The sequence below is a fragment of the Gilliamella sp. Gris1-4 genome, from assembly GCF_001690335.1.
Taxonomy (GTDB): domain Bacteria; phylum Pseudomonadota; class Gammaproteobacteria; order Enterobacterales; family Orbaceae; genus Gilliamella; species Gilliamella apicola_P.
Genome location: NZ_LZHA01000030.1, coordinates 1 through 23185 on the forward strand (window position 1 = coordinate 1; position 23185 = coordinate 23185).

At 33.6% G+C, this 23185-nt stretch carries 20 protein-coding genes, 1 rRNA gene and 1 pseudogene; 4 read left to right on the plus strand and 18 right to left on the minus strand.

Annotation, left to right across the window (positions count from 1 at the left end; all coding sequences use genetic code 11):
• From A9G31_RS03725 to tsaE, 11 genes and pseudogenes are all read right to left on the minus strand, one after another.
• Window positions 1-450, minus strand: a 16S ribosomal RNA gene (locus A9G31_RS03725); the annotation flags it as partial.
• Between the two features lie 299 nt (window positions 451-749).
• Entirely contained in the window at window positions 750-1931 is a 1182-nt protein-coding gene (gene purT / locus A9G31_RS03730; protein WP_065560498.1) for a formate-dependent phosphoribosylglycinamide formyltransferase, read from the minus strand.
• Between the two features lie 78 nt (window positions 1932-2009).
• Window positions 2010-3308 carry an adenylosuccinate synthase gene (locus tag A9G31_RS03735; protein ID WP_065560499.1) on the minus strand — a complete coding sequence of 433 codons (1299 nt, stop codon included), beginning with the start codon at window positions 3306-3308 and terminating at the stop codon, window positions 2010-2012.
• Window positions 3309-3327: 19 nt separating this feature from the next.
• Entirely contained in the window at window positions 3328-4287 is a 960-nt protein-coding gene (gene hflC, locus A9G31_RS03740; protein WP_065560500.1) for a protease modulator HflC, read from the minus strand.
• Between the two features lie 10 nt (window positions 4288-4297).
• Window positions 4298-5515, minus strand: coding sequence for an FtsH protease activity modulator HflK (gene hflK / locus A9G31_RS03745; protein ID WP_065560501.1), 1218 nt, complete (start codon window positions 5513-5515; stop codon window positions 4298-4300).
• Window positions 5516-5538: 23 nt separating this feature from the next.
• Entirely contained in the window at window positions 5539-6834 is a 1296-nt protein-coding gene (gene hflX / locus A9G31_RS03750; RefSeq protein WP_065560502.1) for a ribosome rescue GTPase HflX, read from the minus strand.
• A 19-nt stretch (window positions 6835-6853) separates the two neighbouring features.
• Window positions 6854-7099: an RNA chaperone Hfq gene (gene hfq, locus A9G31_RS03755; RefSeq protein WP_065560503.1), complete on the minus strand. Its 246-nt coding sequence runs from the start codon at window positions 7097-7099 to the stop codon at window positions 6854-6856.
• A gap of 289 nt (window positions 7100-7388) precedes the next feature.
• Window positions 7389-8300 (minus strand): tRNA (adenosine(37)-N6)-dimethylallyltransferase MiaA, encoded by a 912-nt coding sequence (gene miaA / locus A9G31_RS03760; RefSeq protein ID WP_065560504.1) that lies wholly within the window; start codon window positions 8298-8300, stop codon window positions 7389-7391.
• On the minus strand, window positions 8293-10149 hold the full coding sequence (mutL, locus tag A9G31_RS03765; protein ID WP_065560505.1) for a DNA mismatch repair endonuclease MutL: 1857 nt from the start codon (window positions 10147-10149) through the stop codon (window positions 8293-8295). The genes miaA and mutL overlap by 8 nt, the downstream gene beginning before the upstream one ends.
• A 20-nt stretch (window positions 10150-10169) precedes the next feature.
• A pseudogene (locus A9G31_RS03770) lies at window positions 10170-10874 on the minus strand (N-acetylmuramoyl-L-alanine amidase); the annotation flags it as partial.
• A 65-nt stretch (window positions 10875-10939) separates the two neighbouring features.
• Entirely contained in the window at window positions 10940-11413 is a 474-nt protein-coding gene (gene tsaE, locus A9G31_RS03775; RefSeq protein WP_065560536.1) for a tRNA (adenosine(37)-N6)-threonylcarbamoyltransferase complex ATPase subunit type 1 TsaE, read from the minus strand.
• A gap of 127 nt (window positions 11414-11540) precedes the next feature.
• Here tsaE and tusB point away from each other — a divergent pair, with 127 nt between their 5' ends.
• From tusB to A9G31_RS03790, 3 genes are all read left to right on the plus strand, one after another.
• Entirely contained in the window at window positions 11541-11822 is a 282-nt protein-coding gene (gene tusB / locus A9G31_RS03780) for a sulfurtransferase complex subunit TusB (protein ID WP_065560507.1), read from the plus strand.
• Window positions 11823-11940: 118 nt separating this feature from the next.
• The gene (locus A9G31_RS03785; protein WP_065560508.1) at window positions 11941-12504 is read left to right on the plus strand and encodes a Sua5/YciO/YrdC/YwlC family protein; all 564 of its coding nucleotides are present in this window, start codon (window positions 11941-11943) and stop codon (window positions 12502-12504) included.
• 4 nt (window positions 12505-12508) lie between these two features.
• The gene (locus tag A9G31_RS03790; protein ID WP_065560509.1) at window positions 12509-13615 is read left to right on the plus strand and encodes an anhydro-N-acetylmuramic acid kinase; all 1107 of its coding nucleotides are present in this window, start codon (window positions 12509-12511) and stop codon (window positions 13613-13615) included.
• Between the two features lie 9 nt (window positions 13616-13624).
• Here A9G31_RS03790 and kdgR read toward each other — a convergent pair whose 3' ends face one another.
• From kdgR to A9G31_RS03810, 4 genes are all read right to left on the minus strand, one after another.
• The gene (gene kdgR, locus A9G31_RS03795; RefSeq protein ID WP_081299334.1) at window positions 13625-14419 is read right to left on the minus strand and encodes a DNA-binding transcriptional regulator KdgR; all 795 of its coding nucleotides are present in this window, start codon (window positions 14417-14419) and stop codon (window positions 13625-13627) included.
• A 116-nt stretch (window positions 14420-14535) separates the two neighbouring features.
• Window positions 14536-14856, minus strand: coding sequence for a cupin domain-containing protein (locus A9G31_RS03800; RefSeq protein ID WP_065560511.1), 321 nt, complete (start codon window positions 14854-14856; stop codon window positions 14536-14538).
• Window positions 14857-14946: 90 nt separating this feature from the next.
• On the minus strand, window positions 14947-15747 hold the full coding sequence (locus A9G31_RS03805; RefSeq protein WP_065560512.1) for a gluconate 5-dehydrogenase: 801 nt from the start codon (window positions 15745-15747) through the stop codon (window positions 14947-14949).
• Between the two features lie 43 nt (window positions 15748-15790).
• The gene (locus tag A9G31_RS03810; RefSeq protein ID WP_065560513.1) at window positions 15791-16963 is read right to left on the minus strand and encodes an oligogalacturonate lyase family protein; all 1173 of its coding nucleotides are present in this window, start codon (window positions 16961-16963) and stop codon (window positions 15791-15793) included.
• A gap of 253 nt (window positions 16964-17216) precedes the next feature.
• On the opposite strand from A9G31_RS03810, the gene A9G31_RS03815 reads away from it, so the two are divergent.
• A complete protein-coding gene (locus tag A9G31_RS03815; RefSeq protein WP_065560514.1) occupies window positions 17217-17852 on the plus strand; it encodes an RpiB/LacA/LacB family sugar-phosphate isomerase in 636 nt (211 codons plus the stop codon).
• Window positions 17853-18146: 294 nt separating this feature from the next.
• Here A9G31_RS03815 and A9G31_RS03820 read toward each other — a convergent pair whose 3' ends face one another.
• The 3 genes from A9G31_RS03820 to A9G31_RS03830 are packed head-to-tail and all read right to left on the minus strand — an operon-like array spanning window position 18147 to window position 23167.
• Entirely contained in the window at window positions 18147-20384 is a 2238-nt protein-coding gene (locus A9G31_RS03820; RefSeq protein ID WP_065560515.1) for a right-handed parallel beta-helix repeat-containing protein, read from the minus strand.
• 32 nt (window positions 20385-20416) lie between these two features.
• The gene (locus A9G31_RS03825) at window positions 20417-21583 is read right to left on the minus strand and encodes a pectate lyase family protein (protein ID WP_065560516.1); all 1167 of its coding nucleotides are present in this window, start codon (window positions 21581-21583) and stop codon (window positions 20417-20419) included.
• 18 nt (window positions 21584-21601) lie between these two features.
• Window positions 21602-23167 carry an SGNH/GDSL hydrolase family protein gene (locus A9G31_RS03830; RefSeq protein ID WP_065560517.1) on the minus strand — a complete coding sequence of 522 codons (1566 nt, stop codon included), beginning with the start codon at window positions 23165-23167 and terminating at the stop codon, window positions 21602-21604.
• Window positions 23168-23185 lie beyond the last annotated feature (18 nt).

The window sequence follows — 23185 nt, forward strand, 5'->3', positions numbered from 1 at the left end:
CCTTCCTCATCACCGAAAGTACTTTACAACCCGAAGGCCTTCTTCATACACGCGGCATGGCTGCATCAGGGTTTCCCCCATTGTGCAATATTCCCCACTGCTGCCTCCCGTAGGAGTCTGGACCGTGTCTCAGTTCCAGTGTGGCTGGTCATCCTCTCAGACCAGCTAGAGATCGTCGCCTTGGTGAGCCATTACCCCACCAACTAGCTAATCCCATATGGGTTCATCAAATGGCGCATGGCCCGTAGGTCCCATGCTTTGGTCTCTCAACTTTATGCGGTATTAGCAGTCGTTTCCAACTGTTGTCCCCCTCCATTCGGCAGATCCCCATACCTTACTCACCCGTCCGCCACTCGTCATCAAGTGCAAGCACTCATGTTACCGTTCGACTTGCATGTGTTAAGCCTGCCGCCAGCGTTCAATCTGAGCCATGATCAAACTCTTCAATTTAAAGTTTGATGCTCAATAACTGTCTCTGACATATTCAAATGAATCTTCAGTGTCACTTATCAAGACTTAATTTTTTAGTCCGTAGACTTTAATCTTTCGTCTCGCAAGTGCCCACACAGATTGTCTGTTTCTTCTTTTTAAAGAGCTGACAGCTTCTATTCCCCATCAACTTTTCGTTGACTTAGTTCGCTGTCTCAAGGGTTGCGTATGTTACTCACTTCACATGTGAACGTCAACCCCTATTTTAGAAATTTTTATTTTTTTGTGTTGAATGACTGCTTTTTACACAAATTTAGGCATTATAGGGTTATTTTTAGTTGTTTTGTCACATTAATAGCTTTATTAGTAGCCTCTTTAACTGTCGATGCTCTAGCTAACGCAACTCCCATTCTTCTTGTTCCTTTTACTTCTGGTTTACCAAATAAACGTAAATCAGTTTGCGGTTCGCTTAATGCTTTATCAATATTAGCAAAAGTTATTTGTTTGGAGTTACCTTCTATTAATAAGACAGATGATGCACAGGCACCATATTGTTCTATAATTGGAATTGGCAATCCTAATATTGCCCTAGCATGTAATGCAAACTCAGATAGGTTTTGTGAAATTAATGTCACCATACCGGTATCATGGGGGCGAGGTGATACTTCACTAAACCATACTTGCTCCCCTTTAACAAATAATTCAACACCAAATACCCCTCGACCACCTAATGCTTCTGTTATTTTAGTTGCAATATTTTTCGCTTGTTTCAATGCTTTTTCAGGCATCTGCTGAGGTTGCCAAGATTCTCGATAATCACCTTTTTCTTGACGATGGCCAATTGGTTCGCAGAATGAAACTCCGTTAATATGCCGAACAGTCAGCAAAGTAATCTCGTAATCAAAATCAACAAAACCTTCTATGATTACTTTACCCCCACCAGAGCGCCCTCCCTCTTGAGCATATATCCATGAAGATTTAATATCTGCTTCACTACGTAATAAAGATTGACCTTTACCCGAAGAGCTCATAACTGGCTTAACCAAACATGGAAAACCTATCTCTTTTACCATTTGTTCATATTCAAATTCGTTTTCGGCGAAACGATAAGATGAAGTGGGTAGTTTTAATTCTTCTGCAGCAAGACGGCGAATCCCCTCACGATTCATTGTTAATTGCGTTGCTTTTGCTGTTGGAATAACAGTAAATCCTTCTTTTTCCAACTCAACTAGTGTAGATGTGGCAATAGCTTCAATTTCTGGAACAATATAATCGGGATTTTCCATTTCAATGACTTTTCTTAGAGCATCCCCATCAAGCATATTAACAGTATGATACCGATGAGCTACTTGCATTGCTGGCGCATTAGCATAGCGATCAACTGCAATAACTTCACAGCCAAAACGTTGTAATTCAATCGCCACTTCTTTAGCTAACTCTCCTGCACCACAAAGTAATACTTTAGTTGCAGTCGGTGATAAAGGAGTACCTAATTTAGCCATAATTCCCTCATACACAGTTAATCGTTATATCTCAAAAAATAAAAAATCGGGAAAATTATCCCGATTTTCTAATCAATATTATGCTTGATAAGGATCACGTAAAATAATGGTTTCATTGCGATCCGGACCTGTTGAAATAATATCAATTGGTGTTTCGGTTAACTCTTTAATTCTTTTGATATAAGCTTTTGCTGCTTGTGGCAGTGCATCATAGCTTTTAATACCAAAAGTTGATTCGCTCCAACCTGACATAGTTTCATAAACAGGTTTAACTAAGCTCCACTCTTCAGCGGCAGCTGGAGCATTTTTGATAATATCACCATTTGGTAATTGGTAACCGACACAAATTTTTACTTCTTTAAGCCCATCTAACACATCAAGTTTAGTTAAACAAAATCCTGAAACAGAATTAAGTTGTACCGCTTTACGCACAGCAACAGCATCAAGCCATCCAGTGCGACGACGACGACCAGTTGTTGCACCAAATTCATTACCTTGTTTGCAAAGATATTCACCAACTTCGTCAAATAGCTCGGTAGGGAATGGGCCTGCACCAACACGCGTAGAGTAAGCTTTAACAATACCTAACACATAGCCAACGTAACGTGGACCAAAACCAGATCCCGTTGCCACACCACCAGCAGTAGTATTAGAAGAAGTTACAAAAGGATAAGTACCATGATCGATATCAAGTAATGTACCTTGTGCACCTTCGAACATAATTCTTTCGCCTTTTCTTCGTGCATCTTCTAAAAGCGCAGGAATATCGGCAATCATAGCAACTAAAATATCAGCTATAGCTAATGTAGCATCTAAAACTTTTTGATAATCTACAGCTTCGGTTTTGTAATAATTGATTAATTGGAAATTATGATATTCCATCACATCTTTTAGTTTTTCAGCAAAAGCTTGACGATCACGTAAATCACCAACTCGAAGTCCACGGCGAGCAACTTTATCCTCATAAGCAGGACCAATACCACGCCCTGTTGTTCCAATAGCTTTATTGCCACGAGCTTTTTCTCGAGCTTGATCTAATGCAATATGGTAAGGCAAAATTAGAGGACATGATTCAGAGATAAGGAGTCTTTCCCTAACAGGAATACCACTATTTTCTAACTCTTTCATCTCTTTCATCAAAGCATCAGGACAAAGTACTACACCATTAGCAATAATGCTAATAACATCATTACGTAAAATTCCTGATGGAATTAAGTGTAATACTGTTTTTTCACCATTAATAACTAATGTATGACCTGCATTATGCCCGCCTTGATAACGAACAACATACTTAGCTTTTTCCGTGAGTAAATCAACAACTTTACCTTTGCCTTCATCACCCCATTGTGTACCTAGCACAACAACATTATTACTCATAGACTATTTACTCATTTTGTTAATTATCAGATTTTAATTTCATATATTTAAAAAACTCACTATCAGGACTAATAACTACAATATCATTACCTGTAAAGCTTCGTTCATAAGTTTTTAGCCTTCGTATAAAGCTAAAAAACTCTATATCTTTACCAAAAGCATCAGCATAAAGTTTGATTGCATTCGCATCACCTTCACCGCGAATAGAGCGAGATTGACGTTCAGCTTCAGATAATATTTTAGTTACTTCTAGTATAGTCTCTGCTCGTATTTCATCAGCTTTTTTAATACCTTCAAAATGTTGATTTTGGATAACATTCTTCCGGTCTACTTTCATTTTCTCATAAATAGAATTAGACATTTCTTGAGGAAAATTAACTTTCTTTAAGCGGATATCAATAACTTCAATACCGAATGGTCTTATACTCGCTTGATTACCCTCTAAAGCTTTTTCATCTTTATTAGTATGGTTTTCAATCGAATCACTTTTAACCAATTCTTGAACCGTACTATTCAATATATCCTTTACACGATTCACAATAGAATTATCAGCGCTATTATTTGGATCATTAACAACATCAATAATATTTAATTTTTCAATTTCTGCTCTTAAACAGCCATTTAATCGAGCAAGCAATAAGTTCTCAATACTATTACCACTAGAAATAGTTTCATAATATTGATTAAAATCAACAATCTTCCATTGTACGAAATAATCAACAACTAAATCTTTATTTTCACGTGTTCTAAACTTTTGTTCTTGACCAACATTATTAGGACTATTTGTTGTTTTGATTTTAGCATCAACAATTTTTACATTATCCATTCCTGGAAATTTAAAATGTAATCCAGGTTCAGATAATCCTATAATTTTATTAAACCGTAAAACTATTCCACGAGTACCTTCTTCAATAACATAAGCGCTAGAAAAAAACATACCAATCAAAATTAATACTATAGGAACCAATAATTTGCGCATGCTTTTCTCCTTATCTTCCCATAAACCGTGGAGTCCGCGTAGTCTCGCCAACTTTAATGGTGTTATTAGTGTTATTTTCTTTTGATAATTCCGGCTTTGATTGAGACTGTTCTTTTACTGTTTCAGACGAACTCAGCATATTGGAATTATATTCACTATTTTGGTTTGATAACGTCATTGTTTGAGAATTTTTTTCACTCTTATTTTTTAATAGTGCTTCTAACGGTAACACCATCAAATTTCCATTTTTATCATTCACTATAATCTTATTGGTTTTGGTTAATACTCTTTCCATAGTTTCAATATATAAATGTTCTTTAGTAATTTCTGGTGCTACTTTATATTGTGGTAAGATTTTTTCAAAACTGGCCACATCACCTGCAGCTTCAAGTTCTACTCTAATCTTATAAGCATTAGCATCAGCTAAAATTCCTGCTGAACGCTCTTCAGCCTGCTGAATTTTTTGCACCTTATCAGCTTCAGCTTGTTTAATTTCTCGCTCACTATCGTCTTGAGAATGAAGCGTTCTATTGTCAGTACCTTTCACTTCATCAGGTAGACGAGCAACTTGAAAATTCAAATTAACAATATTAATACCCATATCGTAGGGACTAATGATATTGACTAACTCATCTTTAGTGCTACGTTCTAGAGCTGAACGTTCATCAGAAATTATCGCATCAATATTAGAACTTGCCACCACCGTTCTAAGGGCGCTATCGGCAGCTTGGCGCAAACTATCTTCTACATTAGTAACATTAAATAAATATTTTAAAGGATCGCTGACACTATATTGCACATTTATATCAACAAAAACCAAATTTTCACCAGCTGTAACAATAAGTCCCTTTTCGTTGAAATTTCGAATGCCCTGTGTATCAACAATATACACTTTATCGATTAAAGTTGGCTTCCAATTTAGTCCTGGTTGAATGATTTCAGATTGAACTTGACCGAAGCGAGTAATTACACCTCGTTGATTTTGGTTAATGGTATAAAATCCACTTCCCGCCCAAACTAGAACAAGTAAGGCAATTATAGATATGATAATTTTAGTTATCGGCAATTTAATTCCTGAGGAACCATTATTATTACCGAAATTATTTTTTTTTAATAATTTTTTAACTTTATCAAATAAACCATTAGATGAATGATTAGTTGGCTTTTTTTTATTATTCCCCCATGGGTCGTTATCTTGTCCGTTATTGCCGGGCTGATTCCACGCCATATTGTATATGCTCCATTTGATAATTAGTTGTTATTTTGCTTATTGATCAAGTATAACAGATCTGGTTCTTGTTTACAGAGGCGATTCCATTCTATAGAGGGAATTCTCACATCTAGATGAAAACTACCATCCTCATTAATAAATTCATTTTCTACCGCATTTAACTGATATAAACGACTTCTTAATCTTGCTAAATAAGCAGGTAAGTTTAATTGGCAAACTTGTATTTGCTTAGCTAGCCTTTCTTTTAAAGCAATAAATAATTGATCTAATCCTAAACTATTTTGCGCTGAAATCCAAACACGAATTGGTATACCGTTTTCATCTCTATCAATACTTGGTTGTTTGCCTTCTATCAAATCGATTTTATTCATAACAAGTAATGTTGGAAGTTCGTGCGCATCAATTTCGTGCAAAACTTCATCAACAGCATGCATATTATCTAATAAATTAGGATCTGCTGCATCAACAACATGTAATAACAATGCTGCTTGTTGAGTTTCTAATAACGTTGCTTTAAAAGCCGCAATTAAATCATGCGGCAAATGACGAATAAAACCAACTGTGTCAGCTAAAACAACTTCACCGACATCATCAACAATAACTCGACGAAGTGTTGGATCGAGTGTAGCAAATAACTGATTAGCAGCATATACATCAGCATTTGTTAATGCATTAAATAATGTTGATTTACCTGCATTCGTGTAGCCAACAAAAGAGACTGTTGATAGATCTGCTTTATTTCGTGATTGACGATTTTGATTTCGCTGTTTTTCAACTTTAGCAAGTCTTGATAAAATTAATTGAATCCGTTGACGAATCAACCTTCTATCAGTTTCTAATTGAGTTTCACCTGGACCACGTAAACCTATCCCACCTTTTTGACGTTCTAAATGCGTCCAACCTCTAACTAAACGAGTCGAAAGATGTTGTAACTGTGCTAACTCGACCTGTAATTTACCTTCATGTGTTCTGGCTCTTTGAGCAAAAATATCAAGAATCAATCCGGTTCTATCAACAACACGACATTTGCACAATTGCTCTAAATTACGTTCTTGGGAGGGAGTTAAAGAATGATTTACTAAAATAACAGAAGCATTGAGCTGTTTAACTTTTTCTGCTATTTCTTGAGCCTTACCTTCACCTACAAAATATTTGGTTTGAGGTGCTTTTCTTGAGGTTGTTACAATATCGAGAATATCTATTTGAGCCGAAGAAACCAAAATTTCAAACTCTTTAAGATCCTCGATATTGCTTTCTTGAGGGAAGAATACATGGACTAATAAGGCAGATTCACCGCCTTTATATCTCTCAAACAATCAGATTCTCCACTGAAATTCAGCTTTCGCTTTCCTCTTCGGCTTGAGATACCAATCCAGAAATAGGTCTAGATGGTACGACTGTCGAGATGGCATGTTTATATACCATTTGGCTTACAGTATTTTTTAACAAAATCACAAATTGATCAAATGATTCAATTTGCCCTTGTAACTTAATACCATTAACTAAATAGATTGAGACAGGAACATGCTCTCGACGAAGCAAATTTAAATAAGGATCTTGTAATGACTGCCCTTTTGACATGAGTTTATCCTTTAGAAAATAATTATATTAAGATAAAATAAATACATTTATAAATAATTAATGTATTTTTACATACTATTTTAGATACATCTTCAAGTATCTACCAAAATAACACAAAAAAAGCTTCTCTTGAACCAATCAACTATAATTAATGCACAAATAACTAAATTTTTAATAAATTTAAACTAAAAAGATAAACAAAATACTAAATACTGACAATAATACACATAATTTTAACTACTAAAGAACTTATAATTGTATATTATTAGACCACTATAAAAATTATCGCTTAGAATACGTTTCGGAAAATTGTATCCATATTATCATTGTTTAACCATGTTATAGGTTGCTTCCAACCGCGAAGCCATGTTATTTGTCGTTTAGCTAATTGACGAGTAGCGCAAATTCCTTTAAAAACCATTTCATCATAACTTGTATTGCCATTTAAATACTCCCACATTTGACGATACCCAACACAACGCATAGAAGGTAAATTTAAATGTAAATCCGATCGCTGCATAAGTGCTCTTACTTCATTTTCAAATCCTTGATCCAACATCTGTAAAAAGCGTTGTTCAATACGTTCATGTAATTGCGAACGATCTTGCGGCATAATAGCCAATTGCATAATATCATATGGTAATGCTTCACCACTTTCCTGTGTAAGTTCAGTTAAACTTTTTCCTGAAATTAAATAAACCTCTAAAGCACGATTAAGCCGCTGAGGATCATTAGGATGAATTCGTTCAGCTGAAATTGGATCGACTTTTTTTAGATCTTCGTGAATCGATTGCCAACCTAATTTATTGGCTTTTTCCTCTATTTGCTCACGAATTTCGCTATTAGCAGCAGGAAGCGGTGAAAGCCCTTCAATTAAAGCCTTAAAATAGAGCATTGTACCGCCTACTAATAGAGGAACTCGCCCCTTCTCCAATGATTTTTCAATTTCAATCAATGCATCCTGTCGGAAATTTGCAGCTGAATAACTTTTTGCAGGATCACAAATATCAATCAATTTATGTGGATACTTTTGTTGCTCTTCTTTAGTCGGTTTTGCAGTACCAATGTCCATACCACGATAAATTAGAGCTGAATCGACACTAATAATATCAATAGGATAACGATCATAAAGCGCCATAGCAAATGCCGTTTTACCAGATGCTGTTGGCCCCATTAACGAAATAATTTTTGGTTTATTCATGATAAATCGATTGAGTTAAAGATTGCATGTCAATTGGGTATAAAAATGAATCTTGTTGTAACAGATTAATATCCACTTGTTCTAATTGAGCGAGTAACTGAATGGCTTTTACTACACTCCAGTTCATCGTAACACTATCATAATACTGATTAGCTAACCAAGCCGCTATTTGCGTTGGATCTAAAACTTCATTTTTTGAATCAGAAATAAAAGCAATTAAAGCGGGCAATAATTGTTGCCAATTGATAGTACGCAACATTTTAGGAACATTTTGCAAATACAGCTTCGCTTTATCAATATAAAAATCAAAACCTAAAAAATTTAGTTGCGGCTGATAAGAAGAAAGGACTTTCTGCTCCTTATTATTAATTAAAATTGTTAATGGGATAAGCAATTTTTCAGAATCTTGTGACAATAATTTAATCGCAACGAATTTTTGTTGAGCAATAGGCAACTTCATCAACATTAATTTTTGTTGATTATCTTCATTTTTTTCAAGCAATGCAATATCAGGTTGAATAATAGTTAACACCCGTCCAAATGTCACTAATAATGAATTATCAAGCTGCTGTTGTAATGATTGCAATGGTAAATTTTGTTTAGGAAATAATGATTCAATAACCGCTTTTTGTGGTTCAGTTATTTCATTTTCTTCTACCGATAAAAATGGCTTTTCTGGCTCAAGTTGTGCAATATTTTGAGAAGGAGATTCAACGCTAACTAACTGACCATACAACGCATTTTCTTTAGCATAATTACTAGGTTTTTTGGGTAATTGGTTACTAGCTTGATAAGGCTTAGAAATCGTCTGTTGATTAAAGATATTTTCTCCAGCTGCTTGCCGATTAGGTGTTATTGTTACTTTTTCATCTGTTACAGATAAATCCGATTCAAGAGCCATAACTATAGCTTGATAAACGAAATCATGAACCAATCTTGCCTCATGAAAACGGACTTCATGTTTAGCAGGGTGAACATTAACATCAACTTGTTTTGGATCTATTTGTAAAAACACCACATAACTTTGTTGTTCATTCGCACGTCTTATATAGGCTTGTCGCAATGCATGATTAAGTAATTTATCTTTGATAACTCGACCATTAACATAAAAATATTGCAAATTACTAACTTCACTACTTGTCACCCAACCTTGAATGAACAAATCATCATGTTGCCAGTCTAATTTAACTGCTTTTTGCATAAATACTCGCCCACATACCAATTCTACCCTTTTTTCAAGGGTAGATGAACGGTACTGCTTAACAAGTTTACCATTATGCTGCAAATTAAAAGTAACATCAGGACGTGCAAGCGCAATACGCCGAACAAATTCCTCAATATGCATAAATTCGGTTTTTTCTGTTTTTAAAAAACGGCGTCTTGCAGGCGTATTGTAAAACAAATCAAGTACTTCAACAGTCGAACCAACAGGGTGTGCTGCAGGTTTAATCACCGGCTCCATATCCCGTCCTTCAGCATAAACTTGCCAAGCTTCAGTTTGTTCAGCTGTGCGTGAAGTTAATGTCAATCTTGCAACTGAACTTATACTCGCCAGTGCCTCACCACGAAATCCAAGGCTAATAATAGAATCTAAATCATCTAACTTACTGATTTTACTTGTCGCATGGCGAGCAAGCGCCAGTGCTAATTCATCTTTAGCAATACCACAACCATTATCTCGAATACGAATTAATTTGCAGCCGCCTTGCTCAAGATCAATATCAATTTGAGTACTGCCCGCATCAAGGCTATTTTCAACCAACTCTTTAATGACTGATGCTGGACGTTCTACCACCTCACCAGCAGCAATTTGATTCGCTAATTGAGGAGAAAGAATATGAATTGCCATTAATGCTGTTCTCCAAATTTTGGATTTTGTTTAACGTAATTTTTTATACCTTGATAGATAGCTTTGGCAATCTTATCTTGATGAGTATTACTACTTAGTAAACGTTCTTCACCTTCGTTAGAGATAAAACCAACTTCAATTAAAATCGATGGAATATCTGGTGAACGTAATACTCCTAAGCTTGCATGTTCTGGAGCAGATTTATGTAGCTTTGTTATCCCTTTCATTTCTTTTAATACTTGTTTTGCTAACTCATACCCCACTCGTTGAGAATAAGAAAATTGGAGATCTAATACAGCTTGACTTAAATGATGATCATGATCATCACTAAGCGCATCACCCGCCCCGCCAAGTAATTGTGACTGTTTTTCATCTTGTTCAAGCCAACGACCAAGTTCTGTGTCAGCTCGCTTAGTTGACAATACCCAGATCGAGGCACCGGTTGCATTCCGATTTGGCGCAGCATCAGCGTGAACGGAAACTAACAAATTAGCTTTATTTTTTCTAGCGATTTCAGAGCGTTGCGAAACAGAAATAAAATTATCACTACTACGGGTTAATACCCCTTTAAAATTAGGATCTTTATTTAGTAAATTGGTAAGTTTTTTAGCAATAGAAAGGGTAACTGTTTTTTCATATAACTTATTTTTCCCTATTGCGCCGGAATCTTTACCACCATGCCCCGCATCAACAGCAATAACAACTTTAGCTGCATAGGCAGAACTACAAAGCAGTAATAAGATAACAAAAGTGAATAGTTTTTTCATTGTCTTTATATTGTTTATTTCAATTATGATAGATTAATAATCTCGTGACCTTTTTCGCTTATAGCCTGAACGCAAGCAGTACGTTCAAGCGCCAAATAAGTCAAATGAACTTCAAGATCAGCGCTTGGCAAAATCCCATTTGCTTGCTGTGGCCACTCAATCAAACAAATTGATCGTGAAGAAAAATATTCACGAATCCCCATAAACTCTAACTCTTCTGGATCACAAAGCCGATATAAATCAAAATGATAAACTGAAAAATCATCAAATTGGTAGGGCTCAACTAATGTATACGTTGGACTTTTTACGTTACCTACATGACCTAATTGTTGCAAAAAACCACGACTAAAAGTTGTTTTACCTGCACCAAGATCGCCAATTAAATAGATAACAATTGTATCATCATGCTTGGACAAATAGTTTAAACACAGTTTGGCAAGCTTACTGCCAAACAAAATCGTTTGTTGCTCATTGCTTAAAATAACTGATTTCATGATGAATTCTTTGCTCAATAAATAGTTCTTATTATATACTAATAACATCAAAGATGTACTAACCAAAATAAACTTGATTTTGTAAAAAAGTTTCCGATAACTATACGTTTCAGTATAAAAAGTGAAAATAATGCTACATACTATATCAACAGCAAACCAATCAGCCATAAATCCACAATTAATATCAGCTCAAGATGTTGTACTGTTCTGGCAAAATGGCGTTATTCTGGCTATACAAAATAATCCATTATTAAATGATATTATAAAAAAAACTAAACACTGTTACGTCATCAACAGCGATATAGAAGCCCGAGGAATAAGCAAAATTATTGATTCAAGGCTTAAAATTATCAATATGCAACAAGTTATTGAACTTACAACTAACCATTTTCCACAAATGAACTGGGAATGACCATAGGGCATAATGCTACCACCACCCAGTTTTAAAAAGCATGAATCATGCAAATTTGCAAAACCTAAAACCTAAGTTTAATATAAATCTCAATTGTACTCAGCTCGTATTCAAATTTATGGCTAATTTATTAACGCTATCAGAAATCAATAATTATTTAAAAAATGGCGAAGTGATTGCTTACCCTACCGAGGCCGTTTTCGGTCTAGGGTGTGATCCTGATTGTGAATCAGCCGTATTGAAACTGTTACAATTAAAACAGCGTTCAGTAGATAAAGGCTTAATTTTAATTGCCAGCCATTACCAACAACTGATCCCCTATATAGATGAATTAGCTATTACCAATGAACAAAAACAGTTAGCACTTACTAACTGGCCTGGCCCTATTACTTGGATTTTTCCTAAAAATACAAAAACACCTTATTTTTTGACTGGTAAATTCGACACCATAGCAGTACGAGTCACCAATCACCCCTTAGTTTGTAAACTATGCGATCTTTATGGCAAACCGATAGTTTCAACCAGCGCTAATCTATCGAGTTATTCTCCTTGTAAAACAGCCATCGAAGTAGCCAAACAATTTGGCCAAAATTTTCCGATTTTAGCAGGCGAAACAGGTAATAGATTACAGCCATCTCAAATCAGAGATATTCAAACAGGTAACATTATTCGACAAGGATAGATATATGCAAAATTTATATATTGGTGTGATGTCGGGAACTAGCATGGATGGAATTGATATTGCTATAGTTAATATTACCGCAAAAAATGTCACATCAATAGCTAGTAGTTGCTACCCAATGCCCACCAATTTAAAACAGCAACTATTAACATTATGTGAAACAAAGCAAACCACATTACAAAATTTGGGTGAATTAGACCATCAACTTGGTGAATTATTTGCTGATAGTATCAATCAATTTTTAAAAAACAATAAAATTGATAAACAACAAATAAAAGCAATTGGTTGCCACGGGCAAACTATTTACCATGCACCAAACGGTAAAAACCCATTTACCCAACAAATTGGCGATGCCAATATTATCGCAGCAAAAACAGGCATAACCACCATAGCTGATTTTCGCCGAAAAGATATGGCTTATGGAGGGCAAGGAGCACCACTAGTCCCCGCTTTTCATAAAGCGGTGCTAAAAGATCCAAAAATCAATCGTATAGTATTAAATATAGGAGGAATTAGTAACATTTCAGTATTAATTCCTAACCATACTGTTATTGGTTACGATACAGGTCCAGGAAACGTACTACTTGATTGCTGGATAAATCAAAACCTAGGTAAAAGCTATGATAAAAATGGACTGTGGGCAAAAACAGGAAAAGTTAATCAAGACTTATTGAATAAATTATTTGATGAAGATTATTTCAAAATACCAGCACCTAAAAGTACAGGTAGAGAGTTATTTAATTTACCATGGTTACATAAAAAATTAATAGGGACGGATTTTAAAGCAGAAGATATTCAAGCAACGCTCGTTGAATTAACCTCTTTATCAATTGCAAATGAAATCAACAAATTATCTATATTAAAAAAATTACCTTGCGAGCTTTTAGTCTGTGGCGGAGGTGCTAAAAATCCACTTATTATGCAAAGATTATCAGCATTATTACCATCATGGTCAGTATTAACAACCGATACAAAAGGTATAAATGGAGACGATATGGAGGCAATAGCCTTTGCTTGGCTTGCTTATTGCCGAATCAACAATATTCCATCAAATATTCCCGAAGTAACTGGGGCAAACCAAGCTGTGTGTTTGGGGGTAATATATCAATAATTACTGCGATTAATCCAAAGATTTTGATTGCTTATTGAAACCGATCAATTCCGATATTTTTGCCGCAGATTGACTAATTTCACTAACCAGTTTTGCTTCTTCTTCCGCAGTATTACATCTAAAAATAGATGTTGATAAACTCAATGCGGCAATGATATTACCTAAACGATTATAAATCGGCACTGCAAAACATCGTAACCCAAGCTCAGATTCTTCATCATCTTTACCATATCCACAGCGTTTAACATCATCAAGTTCTAATAAAAAAGCCTCTTTGCTAGTAATCGTTTTTGGGGTATACCTTACAAAATCAATATTATTAACTAAGTTTTTTTTACTTTCATCGTCTAACCATGCTAATAAGACTTTACCGAGCCCACTAGCGTGAATTGCAGCTTGATTACCAATTTTAGAAGTTAAACAAAGACTATATTGTTCGGAAGCAACTTTATTAACATAGATTATTTGATCACCTTCACGAACAGCTAAATGGATAGTTTCTTTAGTTTTATCCCGTAATTTTCTCATTTCTAAATCAGCAATAGCCAAAAAATTTTGGTGATAAAGTACTCGGTTACCTAAATCAAGCAATTTCAAATTCAGTGAGTACTTATCTGAATCTTCTTCTTGATTAACGTAACCTAACGATTTCATGGTTTGTAAAAAACGATAAGCTGTGCTTTTGGGCATCATTACTTTTTGCGATAATTCTGATATTGCAATGTCTTTTGACTCAGATAAAGCCTCTAAAATCCCAAAAACTTTCAAAACTGAAGCAACGGATTCTGGTGAACTATCGTTCATGATAAGCACATCTCCTTACTATAATTAGTCATTATTTAATTATAAAATGATAAATTAGAACGAATTGAAATTCTTGAAATTATATCATATATAATCATGACTAGTTACTAGCTATTTTATAAAAAATCCAATCTTTGCGGGGTAAACATATCAATTAATACGCCAGCCTGTTTACAAACACAACCGTGTTCAATATTTGGTTTCTTATATAAAGTATCACCAGAACGAACAATTTTAGTTTCATCACCAATAGTAAATTCAAATTCACCAGATAAAACATACGTTAACTGTTCATGTGGATGGTGATGTACAACACCAATTGCGCCAGCTTCAAAATGAACTTCAACTGCCATCAGATTTCCATCATGCGCTAATATCTTACGTTTAACACCATTACCTAAATCAATTAATTCGCAATCTGAATTAAAACAAAACATGCATATCTCCTAAATAGTTAAAACATTAAAGAGATAATAAAGCAAAAACTTTTTATCTCTTATATCAGTCAATTTTTAGATAATATTCAATTAAGGCTGTTTACCGATATATGCTAAAATACCACCATCGACATACAAAATATGACCATTAACAAAATTTGATGCATCAGATGCTAAAAAAACAGCTGCTCCAGCTAAATCAGCTGGAGTACCCCAGCGTCCGGCAGGCGTTTTAGCAATAATAAACTGATCAAATGGGTGACGAGATCCGTCAGCTTGTTTTTCACGTAATGGCGCAGTTTGTGGTGTAGCAATATAGCCAGGACCAATGCCATTACATTGAATATTAGCGCTACCAAATTCAGAACAAATGTTTTTAGTTAACATTTTTAAACCACCTTTGGCAGATGCATATCCTACTACTGTTTCTCTACCTAACTCACTCATCATAGAACAAATATTGATAATTTTTCCGCTACCTTTTTTAATCATAGAGGGCAATACTGCTTTTGCCATAATAAACTGACCAGTTAAATCAATATCAATAATTTTTCTATAATCAGCAGCACTGGTTTCCAACATTGATTTACGTTGAATAATTCCAGCATTATTCACTAAAATATCAATCACACCATGTTGTTGTTCAATTTGTGCAATAGCTTTTTCAACGGATTTTTCATCTGTAATATCAAATAAATATCCATGTGCGTTAATACCTTCAGCTTTATACGAATCAAGTCCTTTCTGTAAATTTTCTGGTACAACATCATTAAATACGATTTTTGCCCCAGCTGAAGCAAGAGATTTGGCAATTTCAAAACCAATACCGTAAGAAGCACCAGTAACAAGTGCAACTTTATTTTTAAGTGAAAATTTATCTAAAATCGACATAGTTATTTCTCCATTATATTTATGACGAACAAAACAGGGGCTATTACATTTCTTTTAAAATATTAGCAGGCACTTTTGTTAAATAAAGTGCTGGTTCATCTTGCGCATCACACGAGTATAAAACATATTGATTATCAGGCGAAAACGATGGATGTGGATGAGTCACTTGGCGATCGCCATCCAATACTCGCCAAGAGCTATTATGTTTGACTAATTTATGGGCCGTTTTAGTTTTAGGCGCCAAAATATATAACCAAGGGTCATTTTCAATTTTATAACCATTGGTATCAACGACATCCACAGGGCTTCCTGTTCCGTCACCAATATAAAGAGATCCATCAAAGTTACTCATTAAATGTGAGCAAGCAGGCATTTCCATAATTTCTTTATCTTCATTGGTAACAGGATTATAAAGACGAATATAACGCTCTTGCTTATGTTTTATATATGAAACATAAGCAAGTCCTGATCCATTCGGAACCCAAAACTCGTGAGTGCAACTTTCACCAACTAAATTATCATGAACTTTACGTTCATTTTTACCATCACGATCCACTAACCATATTCTTGCATCCACTAAGTCATGAGGTCCTTCATGACAGAAAGCAACAGTATTGTCATCAAAAGGCCTAAAAATAGGATGTCCTAACCAAACATTTTGGTCAATAACAGTTGTTGAAACACCTGTTGCTATATCAATTTTGATCAAACGACAATGCGGATTTTTACTATAAAATGCTTTAAAAATGTTCCAATCAGTTAACGGCGTCCAGTCTTTTTTATCAATTTCAATACCGACAATTTCAGTACAATCACTATTGGCCACCCAAGTACCATAACCAACCCATTGGTCAGGCACTGTATAGACATTTTTTTCTTCTAGAGTATCGAGGTTTACTTGTTGTAAATTCCGTTCATTCTTAACGTAATATAAAAATTTATCGTCAGGAGATAAAAAACCACCAAAAGTATTATCACCAGATCCTTCCGTTAGTTGTTTTGCTGTCTGGCTTTCAATATCAAGCAAGTAATAGTTGCGATTCGTGTCAAATTCTCCGGCGAAAAGAATTTTTTTTCCATCATTTGTAAAACATTTTTGATAAAAATAATTACGATGGCATAAAACACCTTCAGGTGTTAAACGGATAATTTCATTTTTTGAATCATCATCAATAAAAGAAGAAAATGATAATTTCACAATATTTCCCCTAGCCATATAAACTCCCTAAATTTAAAAAAATTAAATTAATAAAAGACGTTAAATTATTATTTTTGGCTATAGTAATATAAAAAAAAAGATAGTTTTGTGACTTTTATCACATTGCAATAAATTTATTAAAACATCATTTTACTTTAGTTAAAAAATTGATATATTTTTTTATGGCTTATAATAAAAATAAAATACATTAATAACAATAACAAAAACTGTTTTTTATAATTTGTTATTACTAAAAAAATAGAGGTAAATCATGAAAATAGCACTAATGAATGAATTTAGCCAAGCGGCTAAAAACCCAATTATTCTAAATGAATTAAAAAATGTAACTGAAAAACATGGACATACTGTTTTCAACGTAGGAATGGATAGCGATAACGACAACAAATTAACTTATGTTCATTTAGGCATTATTAGCGCTATTTTATTAAATAGTAAAGCTGTTGATTTTGTTATTACCGGCTGTGGCACAGGACAAGGAGCTCTTATGGCATTAAATGCTTTTCCTGGTGTTAACTGTGGTTACTGTCTTGAACCAACTGATGCTTATTTATTTGCTCAAGTTAATAATGGTAATGCATTATCACTGGCTTTTGCCAAAGGCTTCGGCTGGGGAGCTGAACTTAATGCACGCTATATTTTTGAAAAAGCTTTTGAAGGTGAAAAAGGTTTAGGTTATCCACCAGAACGTCGTGAATCACAAAATGAAAATGCTATCATTTTAAACGAAATGAAAAATGCAGCAGGTAAAAGCTTAATTGAATCATTAAAATCCATTGATCAATCATTACTTAAAGATGCAATTAAAGGTGAGCGTTTCCAAAAATGTCTATTTGAAAACAGCCAAGATCCTCAAGTTACAGACTTTATCAAAAGCTTATTAGATTAATTAGCATTATTTTGCCATTTCAAAAAGTAACTTCGGTTGCAAGAAATGGCAAATAATAAACTTACCGCAATAACATTAACGATATAAGAACCTATTAAACTAATTTATCCCCACAGTTAGGTAGTTATAAAAAACTCAATGTGAGTAAATTCACAAAAATTAACAGAAATTTGATAATATTACTAAATAAAAAAGTTTTAGTGAAAACTACTGTTGAATAATTATCTCAATAAAAAGCGCTAAACTTAATAATAGGCTTAGCGCTAAACTTTAACACTAATTATTTAATATTAATTATTTAACAAAGTGTTTATCAATTAATTCTTTTAATGCTTTTGGTAAGACTATATTTCCGTTTTGATCTCGTGTAATTGTAAATTCAACATTATCTTTCCATAATTGATTACGGGTAACAGATTTAAAATCTTTTACACTGACTTGTGGTCCCAAAGAATCTTTAATTACTGATTGCCAGCTATCACGAATAGAATAATTATGTTCAAAAGTAACAATCGGTTTTAAAAAAACATATGGATTAGCTCGTAAAATATAGTTATATCTTGCGCTATTAATAGCTATATTATTATTAATGCTATAAGAACCAGTATTAAAATTATCAGAAAAACCATCCATATTGTTATTTAACGCAATGGAATTAATAATCTTATGGTTAACTGGTTGGCCTTCAGCACCTAATTTGAAACCATTTCCAATACTACCTTTAGCAATATTTGGTTTAGAGAAAGGAAAACCATTAGAATAAGTAACAGAACTATCAATCAAAACAGGTTCATTAGGGCCATCTTCAATTTTATTATACAAATCAAATCCATCATCTGTATTATTATGAGCAATACATCCTCTAAACACATTACCTTTTCCTACACCTAATTTTGCGGCAAAACCATCGGCATTTTTGCCTGATTTATCCATATTATTATAAGAATCTGAATTTATAACTAAATTATAAGAAGGCCAAAATAGTCGATTTTTACTTTTGGCTGAAATAGCTAATCCTGTATCACTATTATTACGAGTAACAACTTGATCGATTATATTATGGTTACCAGAAATTCTTAAATAAGCAGGTTTATTATCTTTACCATCAATATTACCGTCAAAAATAACTTGTTTTATCGACCAATAAGAACTATCTAAATCAAATGTCTTATTGATAAAAACAGCTTTATGTTTATTCATCGCCAAAATAGTTTTAAATTTTCCTGGTAAACCACTTAATGTTGCAGGAATCGTTACACCATCATAATAACCATCCATTAAATAAATCACCCCATTGGGTTCAATACTATTAATTGCTGTTTGTAAATCGACGGGTGATTGTTTTGTTCCTTTATTAGTATTTTTACCTGTTGGTGAAACAATAATATTAGATAGGTTTTCAAGAGTTGACTTACCCAAATTTATAGTAAAGCTTTGATTATTTTTTTTAGTTTTATCTTTAAATTCAACGCTAAAAGTATTACTTCCTTGTTTTAACTCAGTTGTAAATTGTAATAATTCACCAACTTTGGCATAAAGAGTTTTATCAAGCTCTTTTACAAAAACAGTACCGGAAGTATTTGGAAAAAATTGTAACGTATAGTTTTTATTGTATACCTCTTGCGGTGAAGATAATATTAAAGTGGGTTTAATATCTACAATTACTGGTGGTTTAACAGGTAATTTATCATAATTAACATGTTCATTGCCAAGCGTTAAAGCAGAATTTTTAAACTCCACTTTGGCATTTCTAGAAGCAAAAAAACCGACATAAATACTTTCATTATCTTGTTGATTCATAAAGCCAGAATAATCATTCATTTGCCATTTTTTTGCTGTACCTGTTATATTATCCTTCATCTCTAAAATAAATTTATCTGAAGTTCTTGTTAGGGTTAAATGCATATTTTTAACCTCAACATAATTGACGTTCTGAACATAATCATTTTTATTAATTGATATACCTTCATTACCCCAAGCTTTTATCACACCATCACGTACTAATGCTGTTACTTTTACTAAATTATCATTTTTTTTATTCTGTGTAATTAATGCATTCATAATTACATTCGAAGCATTAGGAAACTCCTCATAGCCGGCAGGCTGAGGCTCTTTCCTAGCAACCCCAATAGTATCTCGGGCAAATAAGCCAACAGCTTCTTGCGCTGCTGGTGTTTTGCCATCAACTTCAGGTCCAATTTGTTCTAATGTTACATCACTTTCTAATATAAAAGTCTGATTAACTGGAAGCTTAGTATAAAAAACAACCATTCCATCATGAGAGTTAGCTATTTTACCGCCTCTGCTTTCAAGATAAAAATCAGCAGGTAATTCATAAGTCTGGTTAGGAATTAAATATGCTTTTTGACCTGCTATCCAAGCATTATTTATTCCTACTTTTTCAGGTTTAATAAGTGAAGCAAAATTTAAATCAGTTGACTGACCAAAAGCTACAACTTTCCATTCTTGTGCACCAGCAGTACCAATATAAAGAGCCGATATACAAAGTACCGAAGTTAATAATTTTTTCATTATATATCCTTATTTTTGTCTATTTTGAATTATCAAAGTTTTCCGTTTCCAACTAACTTAGTGTAATTTTCAGTAAAATAATTAATATCGTCTAAATAATATTGATAAGGAACAGACCAAGTAACGTTGTTATCAAAACCGCAAGACGATAAATTAAGAGTTAGTTGATTAAATAAAGAATGACTATCGCGGAGTTTATCGCCTTTGAACAACTTAACAAGTTTGCAGCTATCTTTCAGACCATCAATCATAAACTGATTACTTTCAGAAATAACACTACTTTTGATGCCTAAACCTATTGAATAAAGATAAGGATAAGCTGTTTTAGACTGATAAACAGAGCCTTTGAACAAATTGTTATAAAGATGGATTTTTCCAAATCTTACTCTTGGTGCCCGTTGTCGAATATTAGAAAAAACATTATGATGTAGAGTGATATTTAACTTATTTTCATCTTGATCTTCATTCTTATCACTATGGCCAATCAACATAGTTTTATCATGATTTTCAAATAAACAATAAGAAATAGTAATAAAATCACTACCTCGCTTAATATCTAATAAACCATCATGTTGAACATATTTCCATCCGTCTTTTTCTTGATACTTATCATCGGTAAATTGACCATCAGTAAAAGTCACATGATCAATCCAAACATAAGTTGAAGAAATAATGTTAATACCATCCCATTCTGCATTCCAACCATCATCCTTTTCAAATTTTGGTTCAATATCAACCGGCGCTTCAATTTTCAAATTACGAATAATGACATTATTTACCTTAGACAGCACTATCGAACCATTGATAAAGCCGGCATTGTCACCAATACCAATCAATGTTGTATTGCTAGGAATATTTATTAAGGATCGTGATTTTTGATCTGCAAAGTTTTTATATGGCTTGTTATCACTAAGATCAATTTTTCCAAAGACTTGAATAATACGTGGCTGATCTTTATTTATCACGATCGCATCCAAAAGATCTTGTTTATTACTTACCAAAAAAATCATATTTTTATTAGCTTGAGAGCCACCGATCGTTCCACTATTTTTCTTTAAATCATAGCTACCAAATCCTCCTATTGGAGCAACATCAAGAGCTTGTTTAACTTTGATTGGTGCTGGCAATAAAGCATGACATATTGAAAAATATGAATTTATAGCAAAAGAAATTAAAATGGCTGCCATTAATTTTTTCATTTAATAAATCCTTATTTTTTATTGGTTAATCTGATTTTGATCAATAACGATGCCTTTTTTTAAGGTAAAATCATTGGTTATTGCATTGGCTATAATTTTAGCTATTGCTAATGCACCTTTTTCCTGAAAATGAGTTGTATCAGGATGATCAATTACCCCTGAAGACTGTGTTTTGTAATATGGAAATTTTGCATCATTAGGATCAACAACTAACCAGTAAGATTGCCAATCATTTTTATGTTGATTAGCAAATTCAATACTTAATGACTCTAGATCTATTAAAGCAATTCGATGAATTTTAGCCGTATATTTTATCGTTTGAGAATAATCACCCCAGTAAGCAAAACCTAATTTATTACTCGTATAATGAGTATGACTAACTGGATCTATACTTTGATTTTGGAAGGCAATTTTATTATTAGCATCACGGAATCGTGTAATAGGAGTCATTAAAATTGGCGTCATTTGCTTCTGTTTAGCAAAATTAATATAACGCTCAAGTGAAGTTTGAAAAGACATATTTTCATTATCTACAGGAAACTGCTTATGATTATTTGCATCATTAGGATATGTACATAAGTGACTTACATCGGCTTGTCCTCGCTTGGTGTTACTTGAATCACATTTTTCGTCATTATGACCAAAAGCGATGATCATATAATCACCTTTTTGCATTAATGGTGCCATTAAATCAAACCAGCCTTCATCATAAAAACTACGACTAGAACGCCCCGATTGAGCACCATTTATCACCACAATATTGGCACTTTTATCAATAAACCGATCAAAAACCTGCCCCCACCCCATTCTCGGATAGACTTTAGCATCATAATGAGAAGCAGTTGAATCACTAAGAATAAATATCCGTTTTTGAGCATTAATAATTTCAATTTTTTGCTCAACAACGAGTCCATAATCAAAAATAGATTGATCACTAATAGGCTTAAAACGCATATCTAATAGCACTGTAGCCCCAACTTTCCCACTAGTAGAATCATATCCTCGATTGAAAATAATCAAATCAAATAAACGATTTATTTTAGGATCACTTTCACTCACAGGATCAAATAATTGATCAGTAATCCCAACTTGTTGCAATGCATGATCAAACTTTATGTATAATTTCCGCCTTGCTTTGACTAAAACATCATCATCTATAGTTGAAAAAATACCTCTCTCAATCAACTGTTCAGGGCCAATAAGAGACATTTGTTTTGCAACTTCACTTACAAAATAATCTGTAAATGGGTTGATATTGCCTGTATTAACCTTATCTTTTTGTAATACATTAACTAATGATGTAATACAATTACCAGCACATATTCCTTTTTGCCCAACTCTATGAAGTAAATTATTATCGGAAAACAAAACTAATGGTGCAGATAATTGTGAAATATCTTGCTGATAAAACCCACTCTCATCAGTTATAGTAGTTAAGGTTTTATTATTTACATCACGAATTATTACTGATGCATTAGCAACAGGTTTATTAACATAAACATAACCTTGCAATAAAGTACTAGCAATAGCTTGGTTCCCTGAAAAATAAAAAATTAAAAGGCTTAAAATTGATTTTTTTAACATAGCTACACCACAAATACA

What these genes read in the sequence shown, in the direction of transcription:
- A9G31_RS03790 (WP_065560509.1), top strand. Translation starts at nt 12,509, where the DNA reads ATGCAAAATTTATATATTGGTGTGATGTCGGGAACTAGCATGGATGGA.
- A9G31_RS03785 (WP_065560508.1), top strand. Translation starts at nt 11,941, where the DNA reads ATGGCTAATTTATTAACGCTATCAGAAATCAATAATTATTTAAAAAAT.
- tusB (WP_065560507.1), top strand. Translation starts at nt 11,541, where the DNA reads ATGCTACATACTATATCAACAGCAAACCAATCAGCCATAAATCCACAA.
- kdgR (WP_081299334.1), bottom strand. Translation starts at nt 14,419, where the DNA reads ATGAACGATAGTTCACCAGAATCCGTTGCTTCAGTTTTGAAAGTTTTT.
- hfq (WP_065560503.1), bottom strand. Translation starts at nt 7,099, where the DNA reads ATGTCAAAAGGGCAGTCATTACAAGATCCTTATTTAAATTTGCTTCGT.
- mutL (WP_065560505.1), bottom strand. Translation starts at nt 10,149, where the DNA reads ATGGCAATTCATATTCTTTCTCCTCAATTAGCGAATCAAATTGCTGCT.
- A9G31_RS03830 (WP_065560517.1), bottom strand. Translation starts at nt 23,167, where the DNA reads ATGTTAAAAAAATCAATTTTAAGCCTTTTAATTTTTTATTTTTCAGGG.
- A9G31_RS03810 (WP_065560513.1), bottom strand. Translation starts at nt 16,963, where the DNA reads ATGGCTAGGGGAAATATTGTGAAATTATCATTTTCTTCTTTTATTGAT.
- A9G31_RS03805 (WP_065560512.1), bottom strand. Translation starts at nt 15,747, where the DNA reads ATGTCGATTTTAGATAAATTTTCACTTAAAAATAAAGTTGCACTTGTT.
- A9G31_RS03800 (WP_065560511.1), bottom strand. Translation starts at nt 14,856, where the DNA reads ATGTTTTGTTTTAATTCAGATTGCGAATTAATTGATTTAGGTAATGGT.
- A9G31_RS03815 (WP_065560514.1), top strand. Translation starts at nt 17,217, where the DNA reads ATGAAAATAGCACTAATGAATGAATTTAGCCAAGCGGCTAAAAACCCA.
- A9G31_RS03735 (WP_065560499.1), bottom strand. Translation starts at nt 3,308, where the DNA reads ATGAGTAATAATGTTGTTGTGCTAGGTACACAATGGGGTGATGAAGGC.
- A9G31_RS03825 (WP_065560516.1), bottom strand. Translation starts at nt 21,583, where the DNA reads ATGAAAAAATTAATGGCAGCCATTTTAATTTCTTTTGCTATAAATTCA.
- miaA (WP_065560504.1), bottom strand. Translation starts at nt 8,300, where the DNA reads ATGAATAAACCAAAAATTATTTCGTTAATGGGGCCAACAGCATCTGGT.
- hflC (WP_065560500.1), bottom strand. Translation starts at nt 4,287, where the DNA reads ATGCGCAAATTATTGGTTCCTATAGTATTAATTTTGATTGGTATGTTT.
- purT (WP_065560498.1), bottom strand. Translation starts at nt 1,931, where the DNA reads ATGGCTAAATTAGGTACTCCTTTATCACCGACTGCAACTAAAGTATTA.
- A9G31_RS03820 (WP_065560515.1), bottom strand. Translation starts at nt 20,384, where the DNA reads ATGAAAAAATTATTAACTTCGGTACTTTGTATATCGGCTCTTTATATT.
- hflK (WP_065560501.1), bottom strand. Translation starts at nt 5,515, where the DNA reads ATGGCGTGGAATCAGCCCGGCAATAACGGACAAGATAACGACCCATGG.